Genomic DNA, 26,266 nt, shown 5'->3' with positions numbered 1-26,266 from the left:
TTTAGCTGGAAAAAACGAAAACCAGGTCATTCAAGTTTGTCAAAGTCGGGCCTATTTTGATCAGGTCATCTAATGAGTCAAAATAGGAGTATGAGTCATTTCTGGTCAGGTAATATTGCGGATCGAGAGCTTTTTGTAAACCCCGCTGGTATGTCTGCTGCGTGGCGACTGCACCGGCTGCGTCCGTTGGACCATCCCCACCGTCGGTGGCCTGGCTGATCAGGATCAGATTTTCTGCCGATGCTAAGCTTTTGACTGCGCCAAGGACAAGTTCCTGGTTACGCCCACCCTTACCCAATCCATTAACCGTTACGGTCGTCTCACCGCCTGCGATCAGGCATAATGGTTGAGTGAGTTTCGTGTGTTTTCCGAATGATTTCGCATAATCAACAAGTTCCTGGCCTGCCAGGGAGGCTTCTCCATGCAACATGACTGGGAGTAATTCAGTAGTAAAGCCAGTGCTATTTGCTACCTGGGCTGCTGCTGTAACCAGCTGTGAGTTACTCCCTACCAGATGATTAGTGGTGTGCTCAAAGTAGTAACTGCCGGGTTTCAGCGTCTCAGGGATTTCCCTGGATAGGCCCTCGTTAAGGTGATTCAACACGCAATCTGGAACCTGGTCCAAGATGCCAAATTTCGTGAGCACTTTATACGCATCCGCGAATGTGGTTGGGTCTGGCACGGTTGGGCCTGATGCGATGCTATGCAATCGGTCACCAGGTACATCGGACAAGATCAATGTGATAATTTGAGCTGGGTACAGAACCCGGGCAAGACCGCCACCTTTGAGCTCATCCAGGTGCTTGCGCACCGTATTAATATCATCTATTGAAGCACCACAGCGTAGTAATACGTTGTTTGTTTGTTGCAGGTCTGCCAAAGTGATCCCGTGCGCTGGTTTGGTCAATAGAGCCGATCCACCTCCCGAAATCAGGCAGATCACGAGATCGTCGGTATTGAGATGACTCATTTTAGTTAATAATTTTGTTGAAGCTTTAATGTTCCGCTGGTCAGGGATTGGATGGCCTGCTTCAAAAATCTCGATCCTGTCATCGACCAAATCCATACAGCCTGTGTATCCGTTTTTGGTGAGGACCACTCCCGATGTGATCCTCTTACCGATCAAGTCTATCATGGTGCTTGTCATCGGCAGCGCAGCCTTACCCACGCCGACAAGATAGACATTATTAAATATTGCCAATTCTGTACGCGAGGTGTCAATCAGCAAATTATCAGACTCAACCTGGAGATGACTGCGCAGGCACATCCCGGCATCGGCCTGGTTGAGTGTTGCTGCAAGAACCTGGCAGATTTTGGTTCCAAGGGGCGAGCTACGCAAACTGCTGGTAGAAAATTGCTCTGGCTTGAAGATCATTTCTATAGGTCCAGAACTAATCAATCGGCTGGATCAATTCTGGTGCATCGGTTTGTGGGCTGTTGACCATGCGTGAAACTGGATAAGCCAGCATTTCAGACGCGGGATAAGCTATCAGGAGGCCATTTAACTGGGCGGGCTGGCGATCTTCTCCCGTGAGCCATTCCTGATAGGCATCCGTGGGCAGGATAACCGGCATGCGATTATGGATGGGTTCGAGCAGCGAATTTGGTTGGGTGGTAATGATGGTGCAAGTGCGCACTTCATCCCCACCTGGAGATTTCCAGATCTCCCATAAACCGGCAAAGGCGAATGGTTGGCCATTTTTCAAGCGGATATACATCGGTGTTTTGCTTTTTCGAGTAGGATCTTGTTTCCACTCGTAAAACCCATCGGCCAGGATCAAGCATCGCCGGCGGCGGTATGCGTTCCTGAAGGAAGGTTTTTCAGCCAGTGATTCTGCACGAGCATTGATCATGCGATCACCGATGGCTGGATCTTTCGACCAAGAAGGGATCAACCCCCACTTATACATCGCTACGCGCGGATCACCAGTATTGGGTATGACTGCCACTGATTGGGAGGGGGCGATATTATACCTGGGGAAGATATCGTCAGGGATTTCAGCCCATGGAAAAGCTTCCTGCAGTTGAGTGGGGTCAATTGTAAGTGTAAACCTTCCGCACATGGATGCCTCTCTTTCTGTACCAATCTTATGATGTTAATTTTACTATTATTAAAAATTCACATCTGCTATCCTTATTGATTAATGTTACTTTTACATGGAATACAGCATGAATATCACCCCTTGTGTCCGCATAGCGGCGTGAGTATACTATGCCCGATAGGTTCGAACCTATGCAGATTGAACAGTTGATGGATTCTCTTCCTGAGATTTATACGATCGCTGACCGTGATCTGATATTACGCGCCTATAAGATGGCTGAGAATGCACACCGCGGACAGAACCGCGCTTCCGGTGAGCCTTATGTAAATCACTGTGTGGCTGTGGCCTCAATCCTGGCTGAGATTAGAGTGCCGGTAGAGGTGATTGTTGCGGGTTTGTTGCACGACACTGTTGAAGATACCCCGGTGAAGCTTACCGATATCAAAAGAGACTTTGGCGATGATGTCGCCAAGCTGGTAGATGGGGTAACAAAATTAACCCAGCTACCCCGCGTATCCAGAGGGGATCAGCATCTTGAAGAAGATCTTCAGGATGAAGAATTACGGCAAGTTGCTGACAGGCGAGGTGAGCCAAACCCGGAAGACTATGCTGAAATGCGGGCTAAAAGCCGCAAGTATGACCTTGTTTCTGAAACCCTACGTAAAACCTTCCTGGCCATGGGCGAGGACGTGCGCGTAGTGTTGATCAAACTTGCCGACCGGCTGCACAATATGCGCACACTTGGCCATATGCCGTTGGCTAAACGTCAACGAATCGCACAGGAAACTCTGGATATCTTTGCCCCCCTGGCTAACCGTCTGGGTATCTGGCAGATGAAGTGGGAATTGGAGGATTTAGCTTTCCGCTATGTGAACCCAGAAAAATACAAGGAAATCGCCACGAATATCGCCGAACGCCGCATGGATCGTGAAAAGGAGATGAATGATATCATCGACCATCTCACCGAAATCATTACCCAACACGGAATAAAACCAGAGATTTCAGGGCGGCCAAAGCATATCTATTCGATTTATCGAAAGATGGTGCGTAAAGGCGTTCAATTTGATCAGGTCCATGATATTCGCGGGGTTCGTATCATCGTACAGGATATCCCTTCTGCCTACAGCACGTTAGGTGTGATCCACACCCATTGGAGACCCATCCCAGGTCAGTTTGATGACTATATTGCTGTGCCCAAGGATAACTTCTATCAGTCGCTGCATACTGCCGTGTTGTATGACGATGGAAAGACCCTGGAAATTCAGATTCGAACACCCGAGATGCATCAGAATGCTGAGCTGGGTATTGCTGCTCATTGGCGATATAAAGAGGGCGCGCCCCGCGATGAAGCATTTGAGAAGAAAATCCTGTGGTTTCGCTCGTTGATGGAATGGCGGCAAGACGTCGAAGATGCCGGTGAGTTTGTTGACAGCCTCAAATCGGATGTCTTCCAGGATCGTGTATACGTCTTCACTCCGAAGGGTGATATATATGACCTGCCAGCTGGCTCAACCGCGATTGACTTTGCTTACCATGTCCATACTGATATTGGGCACCGTTGCCGGGGTGCAAAAGTAAACGGGAAGCTGGTCTCGTTGGATTATGTACTGCGTACGGGTGAGCAAGTGGAAGTGCTGACCGCCAAACGCGGTGGCCCGAGCCGGGACTGGCTCAACCCGAACCTCGGTTTGGTGAAGACCCAGCGAGCCCGGGCGAAGATTCGCTACTGGTTCAAGAAGCAAGCGCGAGAGCAAAATATCAATCAGGGTAGAGACCTGCTCGAACGGGAGCTACGGCGGCTTGGTTTGGGGGATATCAACATTGAGCAGCTCGCCCGGCAGTTCGAATATCGGACAGTTGAAGATCTTTATGTAGCAATTGGCTGTGGTGACGTCCCATTAATACGCATAGCCAATCAATTGATGCAAAATGAACAGGATGAAGAAGGCTTAAAATTTGGTACGCGCCAGATTCCGGAGACTGCCGGCGAGAGTCACGATACCATCACCGTGGTGGGTCTGAAGGGACTGCTGACGACAATGGCGCGTTGTTGCAATCCGGTACCTGGGGATGACATCATCGGCTATGTGACACGTGGGCGGGGAGCTACCATCCACCGCAGAGACTGCCCGAATATCCTGCGTTTGAGGGAAAAGGAGCGCCTTGTCAGGGTGGCATGGGGAGAACCTAAGCGGACCTACCCGGTATCGGTGAGGGTAAAAGCTTATGATCGCGACGGTCTTGCTCGCGACGTGTCAAACCTGGTCGCCAATGAGGGCATCAATATGGGCTTGGTGCAGGCTGGCGTCAATCATGACTCAAAGCTTAGTTTGGCAATCCTGGATCTTGTTTTGGAAGTAAAGGATATCGACCAGCTGACCCGGGTATTGACCCGGATTGAGGCTTTACCCAATGTCATGGAAGCCCACCGGGTTCGGCCAGGCTGAGTGTTGCAGGTCAGGGGGATTGAAATCGGTAACGTTAGCACGCAGATTGGCAATCAATTTGCAAATGTGGTGATATAATGTCGCCTCGTATTTCTGAGGAAAATAGGCGATATTTTGCCTTGACTGAGACTTTGCGGTTTGCATTATCTGAGGTAAAATCACTGCCGTCTGGAAAAGGGATTGTCCAGGTAGCGCGTTATTGCTTGACGGTAAGCGATTATTTTATTTAGGAGGAATCCATGCCCCGAATACGATGCCATTATGTTGATTGCGTTTTCCTGGATGATGGATACTGTGGCGCAGCTGCTGTTGAGATCGACCCTGACATGGGATGTATGACTTACTCTCGTGCCAATGATATCGAGACAGAAGACGAATGGGATGAAGAGGAAGAAGAAGCCGAAGAATTGGATGATTGGGAAGATGTGGATGTTGATGAGGAAGATGACGATTTATACATCGATGAAGATGAGTTCTAATTGCTTCCACCCTTGAAGAATACTAAGAGCCTCCTCGCTTTGGAGGCTCTTTTGCATTATAGCCACGCATGAGATCATTTAATCACTTTGATTGGGTTGCACCTTATTACGACCGGTTTATCAAACCAACCGATGCGTCGGGGTTTATCACGCTGCTTAAGCTACCGACATCAGGGTACTTGCTCGATGCAGCAGGCGGCACTGGACGAAAATCTTTCCCGCTCCATGGCTTGGCTGCAGGCATCGTAGTTGCTGACTCATCGATGGGTATGCTCTACCAGGCACATGGTAAGGGATCTTTGATGGCAGTCTGCACGGAGACCGAGCAGTTGCCATTCAAAGCCGGGTCATTTGAGCGGATCATCATGGTGGATGCTTTACACCATGTGTCAGATCAACATCATACACTTGTGGAGCTGTGGCGCCTATTGAAACCTGGAGGTCGACTGGTAATCGAAGAGCCAGACTTCTGCACCGTGCCAGTAAAAATTTTGGCTATCATGGAGAAGCTGGCTTTGATGCGCAGCCATTTTCTCTCTCCCCAGGCGATCGGTGTTGAATTGTCATATCCGGACGCTAAAGTTACCATCCATCATTACAAGACTACAGCATGGATTGTCGCCGATAAACTTATCCCCTAAAGATCGATAATTAACATAATAGTTCTGATCAACAGATCCTGGGCAGCATCTCGCCTGAAAGCATGTCAACCATGCGGGTGGTGCCGAAGGTGGTTTTTAATGTTACATGATCCCCTGCATGCTCTGTGATCTTACCGATGATAGCTGCTTCCTGACCAAGTGGATGTACCTTAAGCGTGGATAGGATTTGCTCAGCGACTTCGTTCGCCACAATAGCGATTAATTTACCTTCATTGGCGACATATAATGGATCAAAGCCTAACATCTCGCACGCTGCTGCAACAGCGGGTTTTACCGGAATGGCATTTTCATAAATATTTATTCCCACACCCGATTGAAGTGCAATCTCATTTAGGCTGGTCGCCAGGCCTCCACGTGTGGGATCACGCAAGACGTGAATCGCTTTGCTAACATCCAGCATGGCTCTCACCAGGTTGTTCAGGGGTGCCACGTCGCTCTCAAGCTGTGCTTCGAAGTCCAGCTCGCCTCGGGCTGCCAGTACGGCAATTCCATGATCACCAATCGTCCCAGATAGGATAACCACATCCCCTGGCCTGGCATTGTGACCGCTGATATTGACCCCATCTGGGATTAGCCCCAGCCCAGTAGTGTTGATATACAATCCGTCTGCTTTCCCTTTCTGGACTACTTTGGTGTCTCCGGCGATAACCTGGACTTTTGCTTCTACGGCGGAGGATCTCATCGACTCAATCACCTTACGTAAGATTTCCAGGTCCAAACCCTCTTCCAGGATGAATCCAGTCGTCAGGTAGAGCGGGTTACCACCCATCATGGCTACATCATTGACCGTTCCGCACACTGCCAGCTTACCAATATCTCCGCCCGGAAAGAATAGTGGTGTTACCACGTGCGAATCAGTGCTTATGGCAACCCTTTGGCTGGCTGCCTGATCTCCAGTCGAAATGCTCAGAACGCCTCCGTCATCCCCTTGCTTTAGGATGGGATTATCAAAGGACGAGGTGAAAATCTTGGTGATCAGATCAAACGACATGCGGCCACCACTTCCATGGCCGAGTACGATCCTTTCGTTATGAGGCAGGGGAACAGGGCAGACCAATCCTTCAATGGTTGGTAAGGGATCCGTCATTGTGACCTTCCATATCGATAGTAAGCAGCGCAGGCGCCTTCTGATGACACCATCGTGGCACCTAGCGGATGTTCTGGTGTACATTGAGTGGCATATGCCGGGCAATTCACTGGTTTTTTAAGCCCCTGGAGTATCTGCCCGGCAATGCATAGCTGTGACTCGGACGGTTTTATCGATTGGACCTGGAAGCGGTTGGTTGCATCGTAATTGCTGAATTCATCTTTTAGGCGCCAGCCGCTTAACGGGATCATTCCAATCCCGCGCCATGCTTGAGCACAATCTTCAAAGACCTGACGGATGGTTTTTTGTGCCGGTCGGTTTCCATCAAAGGTCACCACCCGCGCGTAAGCATTTTCAACAGCGTGGCTGCCATTTTCCAGCTGCCTAATAGTAAGAAGTATCCCCTGGGCAATATCCAGGGGTTCAAAGCCAGTTATCGTGATCGGAACATTGTATTTTTCCGCGATGGAAGGGTATTCCCAAAATCCCATCACGCTGCACACATGACCTGCAGCCAGAAAGCCCTGCACACGGCTACTCGGTGAACCTAAAATGGCGTGCATGGCTGGTGGTACCCTGACATGTGATACCAATAAGCTAAAATTTTCCAAGCCAAGGTTATGTGCTTGAATTACGCTCATGGCGTTTGCCGGGGCCGTGGTTTCAAACCCAATGGCAAAGAATACAACCTGCTTATCAGGATTCTCCTGGGCGATTTTTATTGCATCCAGGGAGGAGTAAACTACCCGCACATCACCTCCGGTGGCCCTGACCGAGAACAAGTCACCGCTTGAGCCTGGCACCCGCAGCATATCACCATAAGATGTAAAAATGACATTGGGTAGGGATGCAATGGCGAGTGCTTTATCGATCATCTCCAGCGAAGTCACGCATACCGGGCAGCCCGGCCCATGCACTAGTTCTACATCTGCAGGTAGCAGCTGTTCGAGACCGTACTTCATGATCGAATGTGTCTGACCCCCACAAATTTCCATGATCACCCAGGGCTGATGAATGGTCCGAGAAATTTCGTCCATCACAGCCCTCACCAGCTGGGCGTCACGGTATTCAGAGAGGTACTTCATTCTTCAATATCCTGCTTGGATATCTCATCTAGAAGGGCTAAGGTTTCCATGGCTTCCTGTTCGTCGATCAGGTTGAGGGCGAAACCCACGTGGATAATCGTATAATCACCGACCTTTGCTTCAGGCACATAACTGAGACATACCTCTCGTGTTACGCCTCCGAAGTCTATCTTGCCCATTAATAAACCATTGGTCTCGTAAATCTCAACGATTTTTCCTGGAACCGCTAAGCACATAATACCTCCAAAACGTTGCCGCTCATCTCATCATCCTATGGATTGCCACAACAGCCTGGCCGAGCGACAATCCTCCATCATTAGTTGGCACCTTACGGTGAACGTACACCTGATATTCCTTCGTAATCAGCAAGTCATGCGTTTTCTGCAATAATGTCTGATTCTGCCATACACCACCACTGAGTACGACTTGATCAACTCCATGCTCTCGCCTGATCCGCTCACAAAGCTCTAAAACCAGCCTGGCGATGCTATTGTGGAAGCAGGCTGAGATTTTTGAGACAGGTGTGCCTCGTTGCACATCGATCAGCACCTGTTCGATGAGTGGCAGTGAATCGATTTGCAAGCTGCCGTCATCATCCTTGTCCTTAACAATGAAATCATACACGCCAGTCTCAGCAAGGTCAGCCAGGGCTTCAAACTCGATCGCTGCCTGAGCTTCGTAGTTGACCAACTGGCGGATACCGCATAAGGCCGCAACTGCGTCAAAAAAGCGCCCCATGCTGGAGGTAAGAGGGGTGTTGATTTTTAGTTTCAGCTGAGATTTCAATATGGACAATTCTTCAGCACACAGCGCGCGGACAGGTGCTAACTCGCTGTCCCATTCCATTCCAGTAGACCATAAATATGCCAGGGCAATCCGGGCAGGTTTACGAATGGCTGTATCTCCACCGGGCAAAGGCACATATTTTAAATGGGCAAACCGTGTAAAATCGTGATAATCTGCGAGCAGAAACTCTCCACCCCAAATTGTCCCGTCCAATCCATAGCCAGTGCCATCAAATGCGATACCAATTACCGGTTGACCTGCAGGTAGAGCATGTTCAGCCATGCAGGAGGTGATATGCGCATGATGATGCTGAATGCCAAATGCCGGCAGTTTTTCACGCGCAGCGCGCTCCAACGCGTAGCGGGTTGCCAGGTAGTTAGGATGCAGGTCGTAGGCAAGTGCCTCAGGTTTTACCCGGAAAAGGGCTTCATAATGCGTGATTCCATCGTGAAAGGATTGGTAGGTTTCCACATTTTCCATGTCACCGATATGGTGGCTAAGAAAAGCATAGCGGTCACGCACGATACAAAATGTATTTTTTAACTCGCCACCCGTCGCAAGGATCTGGGGTGATTTGGTCTCCAGATAAACCGGGAATGGGGCATATCCGCGCGACCTGCGGATCGGATAAATGTCATTCAGATACGTACGCACCACTGAATCGTCGCAGCGTGTACGGATCGGACGATTGTGCATCAAGAACCCATCCGCCAGGCTCGCAAGCTGCTCGAGAGCTGCATCATTGTCAATAGCAATTGGTTCCTCGCTGATGTTACCGCTGGTCATGACGAGTGGTGGTATTTTGCGATTTTTGTGAGCACTTACACCAGATTTGTAGCCATTCAGAGGTGCGAATAACAGGTAATGCAAGGGCGTATAGGGGAGCATGGCCCCCAGCGTATTTTGACGAGGCGCTACCTCAGGAGTTATTTCTGACGATCCCTTGCGGGTAAGGAGTACGATCGGGCGCTCGCGTGATTCAAGCAGCTGTCGGTCAGCTTCGTTGACCAGGCAGTTCGCTTCAATACTGGCTGTATCAGGCATCATGATTGCAAACGGCTTATCTACACGCAGCTTTCGGCGGCGTAACTCAGCCACAGCTTTTGTATTGGTGGCATCACATGCCAGGTGAAACCCCCCCATGCCTTTAATCGCAACAATCTTGCCCTGGAGCAGCAGCTTTTGGGTCGTTCGGATGGCATCTTCACCAGAAATGAGCTGCTTTTTTACAGCTTTTTCCTGCCTGGGATACTCGAACCACACATTTGGGCCGCATTCCGGGCAGGCGATGGGTTGGGCGTGGAATCTTCGATTGGTCGGATCGGAATATTCTGCCTGGCACTCGGGGCACATCTTGAAATCTCGCATGGTCGTTTTCGGCCGGTCGTATGGAATATCCTCGATGATGGTCAACCTAGGCCCGCAGTTGGTGCAGTTGATAAACGGGTAGCGGTAGCGTCGGTCAGTTGGGTCGAATACCTCTTTTAAACAATCGTCGCAGATGGCGATGTCTGGAGAAATGGGTTGAAAAGCCTTGCTCATTGGCATTGACTGGATGATCTCAAATGATTTAAAGTACTTTAAAGGGATCTCCTGCACTTCGAGGCTATCGATTTGAGCAAGGGGTGGCGCATCTGAGTGAAAAGCGCTGATGAATGAGCTGACATCCCCTGCCTCGCCGTATACCTCAATGTCTACCCCTGCAGATGTATTACACACCCAGCCAGTCAGGCCTTTTTGGGTAGCCTGGTTGTAGACAAAGGGGCGGAAACCCACTCCCTGCACGATACCAGTGATGTGGATGTGTGTTCCGATCATTCGAAGATTATTCTCACAGCACTTGGCATTATTCAGGAGTTGCTCACCAGCCAATCAAGCCATCGATCCAGTCCTTCACCAGTCTTGCAGGAGAGGGAGAATGAAACCAGGCCAGGGTTTAAGATCTCAACACCCTTGCTGAAGAAGGCCATGTCGAACGGTACATACGGTAGTAAGTCAATTTTATTAATCACCAGGGCATCCACCCCACGGTACATCCCTGGGTATTTATAAGGCTTGTCATCTCCTTCAGGGATGGAGGCAATTAATACGCTCTTGTGTGTGCCGAGCTGAAAGCTTGCTGGGCACACCAGGTTACCGACATTTTCAACTATGACCAGGTCAATACCTTTCAGGTTCATTTGCTTCAAAGCAGAATTCAACATGACTGCGTCCAGGTGGCATTCTCCGCCAGTGTTGATCTGTACTGCCAAAGCTCCCGCCGCCTGGGCACGGTCGGCATCCAGGTTGGTGGCGATATCGCCATCGATTACCGCCAGGTTCATCCGAGGGATCAACCGTTTCACGGTTTGCTCAATTAATGAAGTCTTACCCGCCCCAGGTGACGCCATGAAATTGAATGCCTTTATCCCTGCCTCATCAAAAATCGCTCGGTTTTGAGCTGCGATACGGTCATTTGCACTCAGGATTTTTTCAACTACCAGAATATTTTTCGTCATCATCTTCCAACCAAATTAGAGTAATCAGGTCTCAACATCGATAGCTTCCATGTAGAATTCGTCACCTGAAAGTATCTTCACATGGTCATTCATGCAATTTGGGCAGCTGAAACCATCACTACCGAGATTGAATTGTTGACTGCAATCCAGGCAAATTAGCTTTGCCGGTAATCTCTTGAAATGTAAGGTAGCTCCCTGAGCTATCGTGTCTTTGGAAATGATGTCCCAATAAAACTGGACTGAATCATCCACGATACTGGCCAATTGACCAATGACCAGGTAAAGGTTGGTAACGCGTTTTGCATTAGCCTGACCAGCGTGGCGTAACGAGATTTCCAGGATGCTCTCAGTAACCGATAATTCATGCATAGCATTTTAGAATACCACGACAATAGGAGCACCTGTAGTGTGTTTCGTCATCCACCAATCATATCATTATTCTCGAATTAAGCTAAAAAAGACCAATTAGCTGGTCTTTTCTTCGGAATCGAGTTAAATTATCCTTTTTTTAAGATATGTGTGATGATAGTTGCCCCGCTTCCGCCAATATTTTGCGTCATGCCAATTTTTGCATTATTAACCTGGGTAGGATCGGCTTCACCCCGCAGTTGCTGTACCGCTTCTACGATTTGGTACACTCCGGTGGCACCAACTGGATGACCTCGTGCCTTTAATCCACCTCGGGTAGTGATGGGGAGCTTTCCATCGATGGTGATTTCACCGTGGAGGCCAAGCTCCGGGCCTTTACCACGCTCAACGAAGCCACAAGCCTCCAGTGATAGCACCGACATGATCGAAAAAGCATCATGCAGCTCAAAGAAATCGATATCCTGTGGTCGAACGCCCGCCTGGTCATACGCTTTTTGGGCTGATTTTTCTGCGGCTGATAACCAGAGCGGATCCTTCCGGCTATGGATCGCAATCGTATCTGTGGCTGATGCTGACCCGACGATCTTCACCAAGCGCCTGTCATCCAGTGAAATGCTATCTGCAGGAACAAGAAGCAGCGCGGCAGCGCCATCACCAGTAGGGGATGCGTCCAACAGGTTGATCGGTTCTGCTATCATCCTGGCATTAATGTAATCCTTCTCGGTGATCTTCTCGTGTAACCGGGCGAATGGATTGCTAAATGCATTGGCATGAGCATTAATTGAAAATGGGGCAAAATCGGTGTGTTTCCAGCCGTAAGTATGCAGGTAGCGTTGCATCACCAGGGCATTGATCGCCACAAACGATAATCCTTGGGCTGATTCATAATCTGCATCTGCCGCGGTTGCCAGGGCTTCCGTGGTTTCGATGGGAAGGCTTTCAGTCATTTTTTCGACGCCAACCACCAGGGCACTGTCCACTTCTTCCGAGCCAACTGCCATCAACCCCGCACGAAAGGCTGCTGCTCCAGATCCACAAGCTGCTTCCACCTTTTCAGCCTCCACCCCTGGAAAACCAATCCAATCGGAGATCAGCCCGCCCAGATTTTCCTGCTTGCTGAGGATACCGGAGAGCATATTCCCGATGAAGAGTGATTCAGCTGAATCGCGGTTCGCATCCGCTAAGGCGGCGATGATCGCTTCGCCCGCTAATTCTCTTAATGACTTATCCCAATGTTCATCTACTGGGGTTTGACCGATCCCAAGGATAGCAATTTCACGCATTTAATCGACCTCATGGGCAGTTTGTAGTAATGTAATTATCCGGTTCCAGGCTGTCAGAAGCTATCAGCTTACAATGTGCTCGTTATAATGGTAAATAGCAACAATCCAGATTGCGCATAGCCATTATAGAACACAAAGACATATAAGATTATACATGCGAATTTGGTAAAATACTCCGTTATGAATATACTTGATCATTACCATGCGTTAACCGTCATCGGGGGTGGGTTAGCCGGGTCCGAAGCTGCCTGGCAGGCAGCTTCGCGCGGTATTAAAGTGCGCTTGTTTGAGATGCGTCCCAGTGTTTCTACTGGTGCTCACCAATCTGGAAAGCTGGCTGAGCTGGTATGTTCCAACTCGCTGGGATCCAACCTTCCAGATCGTGCAGCAGGCGTACTGAAAAATGAGCTCAGGACACTCAACTCATTGCTGATTAAGTGCGCCGATACCTGTGCAGTTCCTGCTGGTGGGGCATTGGCCGTTGATCGCGAGATGTTTTCTGCCCTGGTTACTGAGCAGTTAGAAAATCATCCCAACATTGAGGTGGTTCAAAAAGAAGTTTCCGAGATACCAGACGGACCAGTGATAATTGCCAGCGGACCGCTGACTTCTCCTGGGTTGACGCGCGCCATCCAGCAGCTGACCGGCTATGACCAGATATTTTTCTACGATGCTCTGGCGCCAATTGTTTACCGTGAATCAATAAACATGGAAATCGCGTACCAGGCTTCGCGTTATGGAAAAGGTTCAGAAGAGGGAATTGGCGATTACCTTAATTGTCCAATGACCAAAGACGAGTACGACCGGTTTGTGGATGAATTACTCAAGGCAGAAAGGATCGATTTGCATGAATTTGAGACAAATGTCAATCTCGGTGTTACAGCAGGAGTGCATCGTTATTTCGAAGGCTGTCTACCGATCGAAATTATTGCCATGCGAGGTGTGCAGGCGCTTGCCTATGGCCCGATGCGCCCTATCGGGTTGACCGACCCGCGCACCGGGGCGAAAGCTTACGCAGTTGTGCAACTGAGGCAGGATAACCTGGCGAAGACCTTATACAATCTGGTCGGATTCCAGACCAACCTCAAGCATAATGAACAGGAACGCCTCATCAGGATGATCCCAGGGCTTGAGCAGGCTGAGTTTGCCCGCTTTGGTCAGATGCATCGCAATACCTTTATTTTTTCACCCGCATTACTGGATCTGACCTTACAATATAGGCAGCGGGATGGTCTTTTCTTTGCTGGCCAAATCACCGGGGTAGAGGGGTACATTGGGAATATCGCCACCGGGTTGGTGGCCGGTTGGAACGCTGCCAATTATCTTCTTGGGGAGCCATTGATCGAGATGCCGTCTGGTACAATCATTGGAGCATTATGCAACTATATTTCTCATGCCAATGCAAAAGACTTTCAGCCGATGAAGGCCAATTTTGGGATCCTTCCGGAGTTCGAAGAACAGATCAAGGGAAAAAGGAAACGCGCAGCTGCCTTTGCAGAGCGCTCTAGTCGCCAGATTCAGCAATTCATCGCCAGGCACCAAGAAGTTGTAAATAAACTAGATTGCGTATAGCCATAATGTTAAAACGATATTTGTTAATTACTTTTATTCTAATAATAATTGGCATTATTATTTTTATCGGTTACCTCGAGTTCACCAATAAACCTTTTGAAGAATTTAGTGGAACCAGGGCATTCGAGGATGTGAAATACCAGGTACGTTTAGGTCCTCGAACACTGGACAGCGAAGCCCATTCCAGGGTGGTGGATTGGATTGTTGGTGAGCTGTCCACTGAGGGCTGGCAAGTTGAGACCCAAGAAGCTGAGATTTCTGGTCAGGCGATCACCAATGTCATTGCAAAGCGAGGTGAGGGCACGCCCTGGATTATCCTGGGCAGCCACTACGATTCACGACCGACTGCTGATCGGGATCCTGATCCAACAAATTGTGATAAGCCTGTACCCGGCGCTAATGATGGCGCATCCAGCACAGCCATTCTGCTAGAGCTTGCCCGCGTGATTCCTCGCAGGATCGATGGTCAAATCTGGCTGGTGTTTTTTGATGCAGAAGATACCGGCAAGAGCACGGGCACAGGTTGGGCGAATGGATCAGAGTATTTTGTTTCTATGCTCGAGGGAAAACCCGATCAGGTCATCGTTCTTGACATGGTAGGTGATAAAGACCTGAATATTTACATGGAAGGCAACTCGAACCGAGAGCTGAACAATGAGTTTTGGGCACTGGCCAACGAAATAGGTTATTCACAATTCATCCAAATTTACAAATACGATATCATCGATGATCATATCCCGTTTATCAAGGCTGGCATACCGGCTATCGATGTGATCGACATGGATTACCCCTATTGGCATACCATCAGCGATACAGTGGATAAAGTATCTGCCCAGAGTCTGGAAATTGTTGGCATTACTGTTCAAAAATGGCTTGAGCAATATTCAATAATTAAGAATTCTACGAATTAAGCATGAAGACTGTCTAAACGATTTTCTTAAGGGAAATAACAGGACCACAATGGCAAAAAAACTACCTGAGCTTACCAAGCGTCCGCGCGAAAAAGCCTTCCTCGTCGGGGTGGAGATCCGCGGTGAAGAGCACTTATTAAGCCTTGAAGATTCATTAGCTGAGCTGGCATTACTTGGGGATACTGCTGGGTTACAGGTCGTTGGCCAATCCACCCAATACCCGGTTAAACCGAATGTCAAGACTTATGTTGGTTCTGGCAAGGTGGATGAGATCCGTATGCTGGCTGATGAGGTGAAAGCGGAAGTAATCCTTTTCGATAATGAGCTTTCTCCACGTCACCTACGTGAGCTGGAACAGATTTTTGGGGATCATTTCCGTATCCTCGACCGCACTGCCTTGATTTTGGATATCTTTGCGCAACATGCCAACACGAATGAAGGTGCACTACAGGTTGAGCTAGCGCAGTATGAATACCGGCTACCCCGCCTCACCAGGGCCTGGACCCACCTGGCACGGCAGGCTGGCGGTGGTGGAGGTCGGTCAGGTAAAGTCGGCGGTGTCGGCTTACGCGGGCCGGGTGAAACCCAGTTGGAAGTAGATCGCCGCGAGATACGCTCCCGCATCAAGCATCTAAAAGAACAGCTTGAGAAGGTGCGTGTGCATAGGCAGCATTATCGCAACCGTCGTAAAAAATCGCTCACCCCTGTGGTGGCCTTGGTGGGTTACACCAACGCCGGCAAATCGACCCTACTGAATATCCTTTCCGATTCGGATGTATATGTAGCCGACCAGCTATTCGCCACATTAGATCCAACTACCCGCAGGGTGAATATCTCTGATGGGCATGTGGCCTTGTTCACCGACACGGTGGGATTCATCCAAAAGCTACCTACCACGCTCGTGGCAGCTTTTCGAGCCACCCTGGAGGAAATTGCTGAAGCTGACCTGCTGATCCATGTCATCGATATCACCCATCCCCAGGCACACGAGCAAGCCCGGGCAGTGTATCAGACGTTATCGGAGATCGAAGCTGACCATATCCCCATCCTTACCGCGTTAAATAAGATTGATCAGCTGACCGACCCTGACCAGGCAATGCGATCCCTGGCTGATTTCCCCAGTGCCGTTGCCATTTCTGCTCTGACGGGTGAAGGTCTCCCTGATCTGCTCCAAAAAGCCCATACGTACCTTTATGAGGATTTTATTCCCATTCACGTTTACCTCCCTTACAACGAGGGTGGATTGATCACCTTGTTCCACGGGCAAGGCCAGGTAGACCGCCTGGAGCACGTCTCGGGTGGTGTGGAAATCCAGGGTCACATCCCTGGAAGACTGCTATCCTATTTCCACCCATTCCAGAAAGAAATCAACCAAACATAAAATAAACTGACCTGCAGCCAAATACTGCAGGTCAGTTTGATGAGATTAAGTTTTCTAGATCGTAGGCCCAGATTTCACGACTTCCGGCGGGCAATCGTCGGCAAATTTTTTGAAGTTATCGATGAACCTTGCTGCCAGGCTGGTGTAGCGTTTCATGTAAGCATCTTCACTCGGCCATGAAGTTGCTGGGTACAAAACATTATCGGGTATGCCTGGGCAATGTTTAGGAACCTGGAAACCAAAGACTGGGTCAGTGTAATACTCAACATCCTTCAGTTCCCCGTTCAAGGCCGAGTTCAACAGGTCACGCGTGTAGCGGATGCTGATCCGTTTACCCACGCCATAGGGTCCACCGACCCAACCCGTATTGACCAACCAGCAATCGACCCCGTACCGAAGGATCTTCTGCTTCAATAAATTCGCATAAAAAGCGGGAGGAAGGACCATGAATGGAGCCCCAAAGCAGGCACTGAAAGTGATCTCTGGTTCTTCACCAAGACCAATCTCGGTTCCTCCCACCTTGGCTGTGTATCCTGATATGAAATGGTATAGCGCTTGGTCAGGGGTGAGACGGGCGATCGGGGGCATCACGCCCGAGGCGTCACAGGTCAGGAAAATGATATTTTTTGGATGCCCACCCATTTTCTCCGGGATGGCATTACCAATGAAATCGAGTGGGTAGGAGGCACGTGTATTCTCGGTGCGCGTATCGTCGTCAAGATCCACATAGCGGGTGACTGGATCATAGACAACGTTTTCAAGGATGGTCCCAAACCGGCGTGTACAGGCATAGATCTCAGGCTCAGCAGTGGGCGAGAGACCGATGACTTTGGCATAACATCCATCTTCAAAATTGAAGATACCTTCGTCACTCCAGCCATGCTCATCATCACCGATCAAACCTCGGTTCGGGTCTGCTGAAAGGGTGGTTTTCCCCGTGCCGGAAAGGCCGAAAAATAAAGCGGTGTCTCCATTTTTGCCGATATTGGCAGAGCAATGCATGGTCATGATGCCCTGCATCGGCAATAAGTAGTTCAATAAAGTAAAGACCGACTTCTTGATCTCACCACCGTACCCTGTGTTCCCAATGATGCACAGTCTTTGTTCAAAGTTGATCACAATGAACGTATTGGAAGGTGTCCCGTCGATCTGCGGGAAAGCCTTGAAGGAGGGAACGCTGATCACCGTGAATTCTGGTACATGCCGGCGGTATTCTTCATTCGTCTTTGGCTTGATGAACATATTCCTGGCAAAGAGCGAGTGCCAGGCTGATTCGGTGATGATCCGAACTGGTAATCGATAATTTGGATCAGCTCCACCATAGCAATCCTGGACGAATAAATCGCGTCCCTGTAGGAAGCCTTGCAAGCGGTTGTACAGCTCATCGAATTTCGGGGTGGCATACGGGCGATTATATTCCCCCCACCATACATTTTGTTCGGTGGTCGACTCGCGCACCACAAATTTATCGCTGGCAGCCCGGGCGGTGTGCTTACCGGTATTGACGATAACCGGACCCATGTGGGATATTTGGGCTTCACCCCTGAAAATGATCTCCTCATATAATGCTTCGGTGGTCAGGTTCCAATATACTTTCCGCAAGTTAAGCAGCGCGATATTATCCAGTCCGAAATCGCTTTTGTTGGCCTCGGCCTGGCCTTCGGCGGGGGTCTTGATATTCAAAATGTTGTTCATAGCCAGTCCCTCACCAGCTTGCGGTCACCAATGTAGATTTCATTTGGCGAGGTAGGATCTAAGACCCATTTGATGCGCTCGATTCCTTCTTTTATATCCTTGACAGAGCCGGCATAACTCAACCGGATGTGGCCTTCCATCCCGAATTCCTTGCCAGGAACGGTAACTACCAGGGCTCTTTTGAGAAGCAGATTGGACAGCTCAACAGAATCCTTGGCCAGGCTGGAGGGAAGGTATGCCCGGAAGTCTGGGAGGGCATAAAAGGTCCCCTTGGGAGGATTGAGGTGGATCCCTTTGAACGCTTTCAACTCCTGGACGACAACCTGCTTGTTATTCTGAAAGGTCAAACGCAGGTTTTCGACAATGCTCTGCATCCCGTTTAATGCACCTTCTGCGGCTGCCTGGAGTAAAGCTGAGGTGCAAGAAGTCATCTGCCCCTGCACATTGGTCATTACTTCGACCAATTTTCGATTGGCTACCGTCCAACCGATGCGGAAGCCGGTCATCCCGTATAGCTTGGCAACACCATTCACCACAATGACCATGGTATTCTCGATATCCAGGTTGGTGAACTTATATGCTGGCTCCCAGACTGAACCATCGAACACAAGCTTGTGGTAAATATCGTCCATGATCAGGTAAATCTTCTTCCGCTCGCAAAATTCGACAATCTGTCCAATAAATTCTGATGAAAACACTTCGCCAGATGGATTATTGGGGCTGTTAACGATGATCGCCTTCGTGTACGAGCTCACCGCACGCTCTATATCTTCCATGCGTGGGTGGAACGTCCCATCTTCTGGACTGACGATTACAGGGATGCCATACACCATCTTCACCATCTCTGGGTAACTGACCCAATGCGGAGCAAGGATGATCACTTCATCCTGCGGGTTGATAATGCTATACAGGATGTTGAACAGCGATTGCTTGGCTCCCGCTGAAACGATCACGTTTTCAGGGGCAACCACCTTGTTATAATTCTCTTCCGTATAGCGAATGATGGCTTTTTTCAGGGATGGCGTGCCATCTGGCGGAGTATATTTTATGTCTCCTCCACTCAGCTTTGTTGCTGAGCTCAAGATTGCGGTAATCGGTGTTTTGTTCTTCGGCTCGCCGATGCTCATATTGATGACCGGCTCACCTCTTTCCCGCAAGATCCTGGCCTCTTCATTCAGTGCAAATGTGGGTGATTCAGCAATTCCTCTCGCAAGTCTGCTGATATTCATAAATCGACTTCTCTCCTGACATTATTCTGAGCTATGGTTTTAAACAGATGTTAGCAATGACTCTCCTAAAAAGTGTATCGTGAATAAACTATTGCGTCAATGTGATATTTATCGGGGTTTCACGATTATGAGTATCTTGCCTGGAGTGGTAATAGCGACCCTAATTGTATTTTATTCCACTGGCCGTGTTGAAGATGACCACGGTCTCGTCTTTTGATATCGAACCCTGATGGATGAGCTTTACCAATCCTGCCAGCGTAGCCGCTCCTTCTGGACAGGCAAATAATCCTTCCGTCCTGGCTAGTTGTCCCTGCCATTGGCGGATCTCCTCATCGGACACACTGATCGCCATACCATTGCTTTCTTGGATGTCTCTCAGGATGAGCTGGTCAGCAAAACTCTTCGGCACGCACAACCCGGTGGCAATCGTCTGAGCATCTATCCAGGGTTCACAAAACGTTACGCCTGAGTCGAATGCCTTTACTACCGGTGCACAGCCCTCAGCCTGAACCGCCATCATCCTTGGCATGCTTCTCTCCTCCAACCAACTGAGGGATGCCAGCTCTTGGAAGGCTTTCCACATCCCCACCAGACCTGTGCCGCCTCCAGTGGGATAGATGATCACGTCAGGAAGTCTCCATCCCAGGCTTTCGGCGATTTCATAGCCCATGATCTTCTTACCTTCCACCCGGTACGGCTCCTTGAAGGTTGCCATGTTAAACCATCCATCTTGCTCCGTCTTTAAATTAGCCAGCTTTCCTGCCTGATCGATTAGGCCATCAACCAGCTCAACCCTGGCTCCAGTGATTATGCTTTCGGAGATATTAGAATTTGGGGATGATTTTGGCATATAGATAAGTGCGTCCATGCCTGCTTGGGCGGCATAAGCCGCCAGGGCACCGCCAGCATTGCCGGCTGAGGGGATAACTAGCTTTGTTATCCCATGCTCCTGGGCTTTTGAAACAGCACAAGCCACCCCACGCGCTTTGAAAGAACCGGTTGGGTTAATTCCTTCTTCCTTGATATAAAGATTTAGTAAACCAAGCGTGTGACCTAACCTTGTGAGGCGTAGCAATGGTGTATCACCTTCTCCGAGGGTAACGATGCTATGCGCTTTTCTCACAGGCAAGCATTCATACCAGCGCCACATCCCTTTGGGTCGGCACCTGAATTGATCACGATCTACAGCTTGCTTCAGGCGTGTAAAATCATAATTCGCCAGGAGCGTCGCGTTGCAATCGTGGCAATAGGTCTGAGGCTGATTTGATGGAAAATGCTTTCCACAAGTTGTGCAGGAGAGATCTATGAGATAGGAGGTTTTTGCCATAATCCATTGCCTTTATTTTCACTGCCATTATATAACAATGATCTGAGTGGATTATGGCATAATTAGAAATCTCAGGTTTATTTTCCGAGTGTACTTAATATGGACCAATTATCACCAGAATTTGTTGCAGAGCTAAAACAGAATATAACTGGCGAGGTCAAGGTAGACCCTATCAGCCGGGTTTTATTCAGCACCGATGCATCGATACACAAGATTCAGCCACTTGGTGTTGTCTTTCCACGTTCTTCTGATGAGCTGGTTCCGATAGTCAGAATGTGCCACCAGTATGGTATCCCCATCATCCCGCGTGGTTCTGGCTCCGGTTTGGCTGGTGGTTGTATCGGCAAAGGCTTAATTGTTGATTGCTCGCGTTATCTCAACCGATTGGTGAGTTTGAATTTGGAAGAACGCAGCGCAGTAGTCGAGCCAGGTTTGGTCCTTGATGATTTCAACCGGGCGGTACGGAAATATGATCTGGTATTTGGCCCTGACCCGGCTTCCTCCGAACGTGCCACCTTGGGTGGTTGCATTGGAAATAATGCAGCCGGGGCGCATTCTATCGAGCATGGTATGACCGCTGACCATATCCTGGCAGTCGATGTGGTGCTTGCTGATGGGGCGGTCGCCGCCTTTAGACAGGTGCCACTGGATGAAATCAATCGCAGTTTACAAACTCCGAAAAATTATCCCGAGCCTGAGATTATCACGTGTATCTATCGCTCAGTGCAGCAAATCCGCCGAGACTATGCTGATGACATTCGCAAAGCCTGGCCAGGCACCTGGCGACGGGTATCGGGCTATAACCTGAACTACCTGCTGCCCTGGTCTCCGACATACCCACCGCAATGGGATACCAGCACATATCCATACCCACCGGTAGCCCCTGGGACGATCAACCTGGCGCAAATCATGGCGGGTTCAGAAGGAACCCTGGCTCTCATCCGTAATGCCACCCTACGCCTGGTGCCAGTCAAGCAGCATACGGTTTTATCGGTGATCAATTTCTCGTCAATCAGCGAAGCCTGTGACAGTGTCGTAGACATCCTGGAACTTTCACCTTCAGCAGTCGAGCTGATTCCGCAGAGTTTGATTCACTTGGCTCGTTCTGTACCTGCATATGCCAGCCTGCTTTCGTTTGTTGTTGGAGACCCGGCTGCTATGCTGGTTGTAGAATTTTCCGGGAATGAGCTCAAGGGCATCAAAGACAAGATTTCCCGGCTTAATCAGTTGCAGCATTGGCCTGATGAAGCATATCTTGCCGAAACCCCGAAACAGCAGAAGCAGGTATGGGATGTGCGGAAGGTGGGCCTGGGCATCCTAATGTCCAGGCTGGGAGCTCAAAAGCCAATCAGCTTCATCGAGGATATGAGTGTGCCGGTGGAGCGATTGAGTGAGTTTGTGAGTCGGATGGTACAAATCCTCGCCGGTTTTCACACTGAAGCTGATTTTTATGGCCATGCCTCAGCCGGCTGTTTGCATATCCGGCCTCTGATCAACATCAAGACCCCCCAAGGCAGGCAGGAGCTGCGCCAAATCGCTGAAGCTACTGCGGACCTGGTAATCAGCCTGGGTGGGGCAGTAAGTGCCGAGCACGGTGATGGCATCACCCGCGGTGAGTGGATAGAACGTGCATATGGTCCGAAGGTCGTAGAAGCTTGCCGCCTCCTGAAGCTAGCCGCTGATCCCACTGGGATATTGAATCCTGGAAAGATAGTTAACCCACCCAGGATGGACAGCTCGCTAAGATATGATGATGCATATCAGCCGGTAGGCTGGGCATCAGTGATGGCATTTTCATCGAGCAAGGCTGAGCCTAAACAGCTGGTTGCAGCCATAGAGCAGTGTAACGGTGCCGGGGTATGCCGTAAGTCCACTGGCGTGATGTGCCCTTCGTTCCAGGCGACGAAGGATGAGATGTTCAGTACCCGTGGACGGGCGAACCTACTCAGAGAGATGATCTCGAACGGATTTACATCCCAGGAAAGTAGCTTTCAAGCCGTTAAGCAGAGCCTGGAATTGTGCCTGGCGTGTAAGGGCTGTAAGGCCGAATGTCCGTCGGCAGTGGATATGGCAAAATTGAAATATGAGTTTTACCAGTATTATTATTCGTTGCCTGGCCACCGACATCCCCTGAGAGATTATCTCTTTGGGTACATCTCAACCATTGCAAGGTATGGACATCACCTGGCACCAATTCTCAACATATTCCTATCTGCGCCCGCTTTTGCCGGATTGCGTCGATCCATGCTTGGACTTTCCAAGGAGCGTAGTTTACCTGAGTTATCACGCATGTCTTTTCGGGCGAGAGCAAGGTCCATCATGGAGTCAATGGATCATCCCGATTGCCTGTTCTTATCCGATGCATTCAACGAATACTTTTACCCTGAAACTGGCATGGATGCATTGCAAGTGTTGAAGTCAGCAGGTGTGAGCGTAAAAGTTTTACGCAACCTGGGTGCCGGCCGGACATTGGTATCCAAAGGTTTCCTCACCCAGGCAAAGGAACATGCGCACAATCTGATAGACGAAATTCGTAATGAAGATCCTGATGGAAAGCTACCGGTGGTTGGACTAGAGCCATCCGAAATTTATACCCTCAAAGACGAGTTTCTTGACTTTTTCCCAGGAGACGAAACCGTCGCTGCCTTGTCTCGCAGAGCCTACCTGGTGGACGAGTTCTTGCTCAGGCCGGGGAGAGATAATCAGACTTTGATCTCAAGGATACGAGTGAAGCAAGATATTGCGTCTAGCACAAATGTTCTATTACACGGACACTGTTACCAAAAAGCTCAACCTCCAGCAGTGGATGGATACCCGGTGGGAGTGGCTGCATCGGCGGCGATATTGGAATATGCTGGGTATGTGGTCAAGGTCATCGACGATGGTTGTTGTGGTATGGCAGGGGCATTTGGTTATGAGGCTGAACACTACGACACATCGTTGCAAGTTGGTAGGTTAGCTTTGTTTCCCGCAATTGATGCTACCGATGATCCGCTTGTCGCTGCGGCTGGCATTTCATGCCAATCGCAAATCCTGGACGGAACAGGAGTGCAGGCTCATCACCCGATCTCTTTATTGGCCAGGAGATGCGAGTGGGGGAGCTGAATTAGAGTAAGTATTTTCGATAAATATTTGTTAATAATAAATATTTTGGGGAAATTATATTTCTGAATAGAGATTTAACCTTAATTTACAATGCTTTTAATGAGTGGGGGGCTTGACAACCCGGATTCCATCGGTTATTATAATCATGGTTTCGATAAGTATTATTATCATAACCATAGAATTCTGAGTGACTGGACCTATGAATAAGAAAACATCTATATCACAAGTAATTAACGAATATATTCAATCTGTCTCCTCTGCTCGTAGTGCGAACACCGGTCGCACCTACCACAACGCAATGAATGCATTTGAGATCATGCTTACTGACCACAGCATACCGCCGGAGACTACTCCCATTGTGACTTTATCGGAAGATGCTGTGGTCTGGTTTATCACGACCTTGAAAGTATATTCGCCCACCACCGAACGTCTTTACCTGACGGCATTGACCGGATTTTATGAGTTCGTTTCAGCAGAACGACTATGCGAAATCAACCTTCCACGTGTTCGGATGCTAATCAGGCAGCGGGCCAGGAAACCAGGTCAACGCCTGCCCCAGTTTCCCTATTACAATATTGAGAATGTATTAGAAAATGCAAATAATATTGCAATAACGCCTGTTACAGATGAAGTTATACAATTAATAAATTACCGCGATAGGGCATTCCTGCTTACCCTGGCAGATACAGGATTACGTGTACATGAAGCATGTAATCTTCGCCGTGGTGATATGGATTGGAACGAAGGTCGGGCGATCATCATTGGGAAAGGTAACCAACAAGCAGTGGTTAGATTTTCTAGGCGCAGTATAGCCGCCATCAAGGATTACCTCTCGCGTCGAGCTAGCCTGGATGGAGCCTCCGGAAGGACTCTCGCTTCCCTGCCCCTCTTCGCCCGGCATGATCGAGGTGCCGGTAAAAAGATCAAGCCCATCACCACCACGACGGGAAGGAACATTGTCACCCAGAGGGTTCGAGAGGCGCTTGGGGAGGAAGCAGTGGGGACCATAACTCCCCACTCGTTTCGCCATTACTTTGTCACCGTTGTGCTTAGAGGATCTGGCAACCTGAAGCTCGCCCAGGAACTGGCCAGGCATAAGAATATCGCCGTAACCCAACGATATGCGCATCTCTCCGATGATGAGCTGGATAAAGGCTATTGGGAAATATTTGAAAGAAAAAAAACCAATTCCTAGATTTTCTGCAAATATGTGATTTATTTGTGGAGCTCTTGCTTGTTGGGTAGGGAAATCATTCTAATACCTGGCGTATGTGATAGACAGGTTTATCGCGTGATTCATAATAGATACGCATGATCATTTCGCCTAAGAAACCCATCATGAGCAGCTGGACCCCGATCACAATCAGCAGGATGGCTAATAGCAATAACGGTCGATTCCCGATCTCGTATGATTGGAAGCCTACCCATCCACCGATAATTCCATGATAAATTTTTGCTCCGGCTAGCACCGCACCGATAATAAAACCAGCAATACCGCAGAAAAATGCCATCGATCCGAATAACCGCATCGGGCTGGTGAAGAAAGTCAGTAAATAGATCACGGTGATCATATCCAGGAACACGCGCGGCGTGCGTGTAATCGAGCCGTATTTTGATTTCCCGGATGTCCTGGATCGATCATTGACAGGTACTTCGGCGATTTTCACGCCCAATGAGCTGGCTAATTCAGGCAGAAATCTGTGCAATTGCCCATATAAGCGCAGGTTTTTCACGATCTCGCTTTTGAAGAGTTTTAATGAGCAACCCCGATCCTGGATCACCAGGTGTGTGCTGTGGCTGATGATTTTATTGGCTGTTTTAGAAAGGAAGCGGCGGATGATGGGTTCTTTGCGATTTAGCCGCCAACCCGTGACAAAATCGTAATCGCCATCCTGCATCAGCTTGAGTAGTTTCGAGATATCTGCAGGATCATTCTGGCCATCTGCATCGAGTGTAACGATCAAATTCCCCAGGGCATGGTCAAATCCCGCAGCAAACGCTGCGGTTTGGCCGAAATTCCGCCGGAATTGGATCACCTTGATCGATTTATCGGCCTGGTGGAGCTTTTCAAGTTCGTCAAAGCTTTTATCAGTGCTGCCATCATCCACAAATATGATCTCATAAGATAAGCCAATCTTCTTTAACTCTTCGGTCAGCTCCGAATATATCGGTGATAGGTTATTTTCTTCATTAAAAACTGGAATCACAACTGACAGAGCAATTTGACTATCCATAGAGCCTTATCCTGACGCGATTGGGTATGCAATTATGCTGACGAACCAGTATATTATATTCCCCAATGGTATAA

General features: G+C 49.2%; 20 protein-coding genes. 7 read left to right on the top strand and 13 right to left on the bottom strand.

Annotated features, from left to right (window positions below):
- Position 1 precedes the first annotated feature (1 nt).
- Together C3F13_10260 and C3F13_10255 are read right to left on the bottom strand one after the other, a co-directional pair.
- Positions 2 to 1,375 carry a glycerate kinase gene (locus C3F13_10260; GenBank protein PWB52995.1) on the bottom strand — a complete coding sequence of 458 codons (1,374 nt, stop codon included), beginning with the start codon at positions 1,373 to 1,375 and terminating at the stop codon, positions 2 to 4.
- A gap of 16 nt (positions 1,376 to 1,391) precedes the next feature.
- Positions 1,392 to 2,063 (bottom strand): hypothetical protein, encoded by a 672-nt coding sequence (locus C3F13_10255; protein PWB52994.1) that lies wholly within the window; start codon positions 2,061 to 2,063, stop codon positions 1,392 to 1,394.
- A gap of 170 nt (positions 2,064 to 2,233) precedes the next feature.
- Here C3F13_10255 and C3F13_10250 point away from each other — a divergent pair, with 170 nt between their 5' ends.
- Both C3F13_10250 and C3F13_10245 read left to right on the top strand, forming a co-directional pair.
- Entirely contained in the window at positions 2,234 to 4,489 is a 2,256-nt protein-coding gene (locus C3F13_10250) for a (p)ppGpp synthetase (protein ID PWB53100.1), read from the top strand.
- A 547-nt stretch (positions 4,490 to 5,036) separates the two neighbouring features.
- Positions 5,037 to 5,609 carry a hypothetical protein gene (locus C3F13_10245; protein ID PWB52993.1) on the top strand — a complete coding sequence of 191 codons (573 nt, stop codon included), beginning with the start codon at positions 5,037 to 5,039 and terminating at the stop codon, positions 5,607 to 5,609.
- 28 nt (positions 5,610 to 5,637) lie between these two features.
- Here the strand turns inward: C3F13_10245 and hypE are convergent, their stop codons facing one another.
- The 7 genes from hypE to C3F13_10210 all read right to left on the bottom strand — a co-directional run bounded on the left by hypE (position 5,638) and on the right by C3F13_10210 (position 12,738).
- Positions 5,638 to 6,717 carry a hydrogenase expression/formation protein HypE gene (gene hypE / locus C3F13_10240; GenBank protein PWB52992.1) on the bottom strand — a complete coding sequence of 360 codons (1,080 nt, stop codon included), beginning with the start codon at positions 6,715 to 6,717 and terminating at the stop codon, positions 5,638 to 5,640.
- A complete protein-coding gene (locus tag C3F13_10235) occupies positions 6,714 to 7,802 on the bottom strand; it encodes a hydrogenase formation protein HypD (protein ID PWB52991.1) in 1,089 nt (362 codons plus the stop codon). The genes hypE and C3F13_10235 overlap by 4 nt, the downstream gene beginning before the upstream one ends.
- Positions 7,799 to 8,038 (bottom strand): HypC/HybG/HupF family hydrogenase formation chaperone, encoded by a 240-nt coding sequence (hypC, locus tag C3F13_10230; GenBank protein PWB52990.1) that lies wholly within the window; start codon positions 8,036 to 8,038, stop codon positions 7,799 to 7,801. Before hypC ends, C3F13_10235 begins: the two co-directional genes overlap by 4 nt.
- 22 nt (positions 8,039 to 8,060) lie before the next feature.
- The gene (gene hypF, locus C3F13_10225; protein PWB52989.1) at positions 8,061 to 10,406 is read right to left on the bottom strand and encodes a carbamoyltransferase HypF; all 2,346 of its coding nucleotides are present in this window, start codon (positions 10,404 to 10,406) and stop codon (positions 8,061 to 8,063) included.
- Between the two features lie 32 nt (positions 10,407 to 10,438).
- Positions 10,439 to 11,086: a hydrogenase accessory protein HypB gene (gene hypB, locus C3F13_10220; protein ID PWB52988.1), complete on the bottom strand. Its 648-nt coding sequence runs from the start codon at positions 11,084 to 11,086 to the stop codon at positions 10,439 to 10,441.
- 24 nt (positions 11,087 to 11,110) lie between these two features.
- Positions 11,111 to 11,455, bottom strand: coding sequence for a hydrogenase maturation nickel metallochaperone HypA (hypA, locus tag C3F13_10215; protein PWB52987.1), 345 nt, complete (start codon positions 11,453 to 11,455; stop codon positions 11,111 to 11,113).
- Positions 11,456 to 11,583: 128 nt separating this feature from the next.
- The gene (locus C3F13_10210; protein ID PWB52986.1) at positions 11,584 to 12,738 is read right to left on the bottom strand and encodes an acetyl-CoA acetyltransferase; all 1,155 of its coding nucleotides are present in this window, start codon (positions 12,736 to 12,738) and stop codon (positions 11,584 to 11,586) included.
- A 180-nt stretch (positions 12,739 to 12,918) separates the two neighbouring features.
- On the opposite strand from C3F13_10210, the gene C3F13_10205 reads away from it, so the two are divergent.
- The 3 genes from C3F13_10205 to hflX are packed head-to-tail and all read left to right on the top strand — an operon-like array spanning position 12,919 to position 16,602.
- Entirely contained in the window at positions 12,919 to 14,310 is a 1,392-nt protein-coding gene (locus C3F13_10205; GenBank protein ID PWB52985.1) for a methylenetetrahydrofolate--tRNA-(uracil(54)-C(5))-methyltransferase (FADH(2)-oxidizing) TrmFO, read from the top strand.
- 5 nt (positions 14,311 to 14,315) lie between these two features.
- Complete coding sequence (locus C3F13_10200) at positions 14,316 to 15,221, top strand: hypothetical protein (protein PWB52984.1); 906 nt, start codon at positions 14,316 to 14,318, stop codon at positions 15,219 to 15,221.
- Positions 15,222 to 15,270: 49 nt separating this feature from the next.
- A complete protein-coding gene (hflX, locus tag C3F13_10195; GenBank protein PWB52983.1) occupies positions 15,271 to 16,602 on the top strand; it encodes a GTPase HflX in 1,332 nt (443 codons plus the stop codon).
- A gap of 54 nt (positions 16,603 to 16,656) precedes the next feature.
- On the opposite strand, the gene pckA is transcribed toward hflX, so the two are convergent.
- From pckA to thrC, 3 genes are all read right to left on the bottom strand, one after another.
- Positions 16,657 to 18,297, bottom strand: a complete 1,641-nt coding sequence (gene pckA, locus C3F13_10190; GenBank protein ID PWB52982.1) for a phosphoenolpyruvate carboxykinase (ATP) — start codon at positions 18,295 to 18,297, stop codon at positions 16,657 to 16,659.
- On the bottom strand, positions 18,294 to 19,526 hold the full coding sequence (locus C3F13_10185; protein ID PWB52981.1) for a pyridoxal phosphate-dependent aminotransferase: 1,233 nt from the start codon (positions 19,524 to 19,526) through the stop codon (positions 18,294 to 18,296). The genes pckA and C3F13_10185 overlap by 4 nt, the downstream gene beginning before the upstream one ends.
- A gap of 160 nt (positions 19,527 to 19,686) precedes the next feature.
- Entirely contained in the window at positions 19,687 to 20,853 is a 1,167-nt protein-coding gene (gene thrC / locus C3F13_10180; GenBank protein PWB52980.1) for a threonine synthase, read from the bottom strand.
- A 99-nt stretch (positions 20,854 to 20,952) separates the two neighbouring features.
- Here thrC and C3F13_10175 point away from each other — a divergent pair, with 99 nt between their 5' ends.
- Both C3F13_10175 and C3F13_10170 read left to right on the top strand, forming a co-directional pair.
- Entirely contained in the window at positions 20,953 to 23,958 is a 3,006-nt protein-coding gene (locus C3F13_10175) for an FAD-binding oxidoreductase (protein PWB52979.1), read from the top strand.
- Between the two features lie 199 nt (positions 23,959 to 24,157).
- Positions 24,158 to 25,153 carry a hypothetical protein gene (locus C3F13_10170; GenBank protein ID PWB52978.1) on the top strand — a complete coding sequence of 332 codons (996 nt, stop codon included), beginning with the start codon at positions 24,158 to 24,160 and terminating at the stop codon, positions 25,151 to 25,153.
- Between the two features lie 55 nt (positions 25,154 to 25,208).
- Here the strand turns inward: C3F13_10170 and C3F13_10165 are convergent, their stop codons facing one another.
- Positions 25,209 to 26,180 (bottom strand): glycosyltransferase, encoded by a 972-nt coding sequence (locus tag C3F13_10165; GenBank protein ID PWB53099.1) that lies wholly within the window; start codon positions 26,178 to 26,180, stop codon positions 25,209 to 25,211.
- Positions 26,181 to 26,266 lie beyond the last annotated feature (86 nt).

The sequence above is a fragment of the Anaerolineales bacterium genome (assembly GCA_003105035.1).
GTDB lineage: Bacteria > Chloroflexota > Anaerolineae > Anaerolineales > UBA4823 > FEB-25.
The sequence above is the reverse complement of the archived record's forward strand: the minus strand, read 5'-3'. Positions and strand labels throughout refer to the sequence as shown.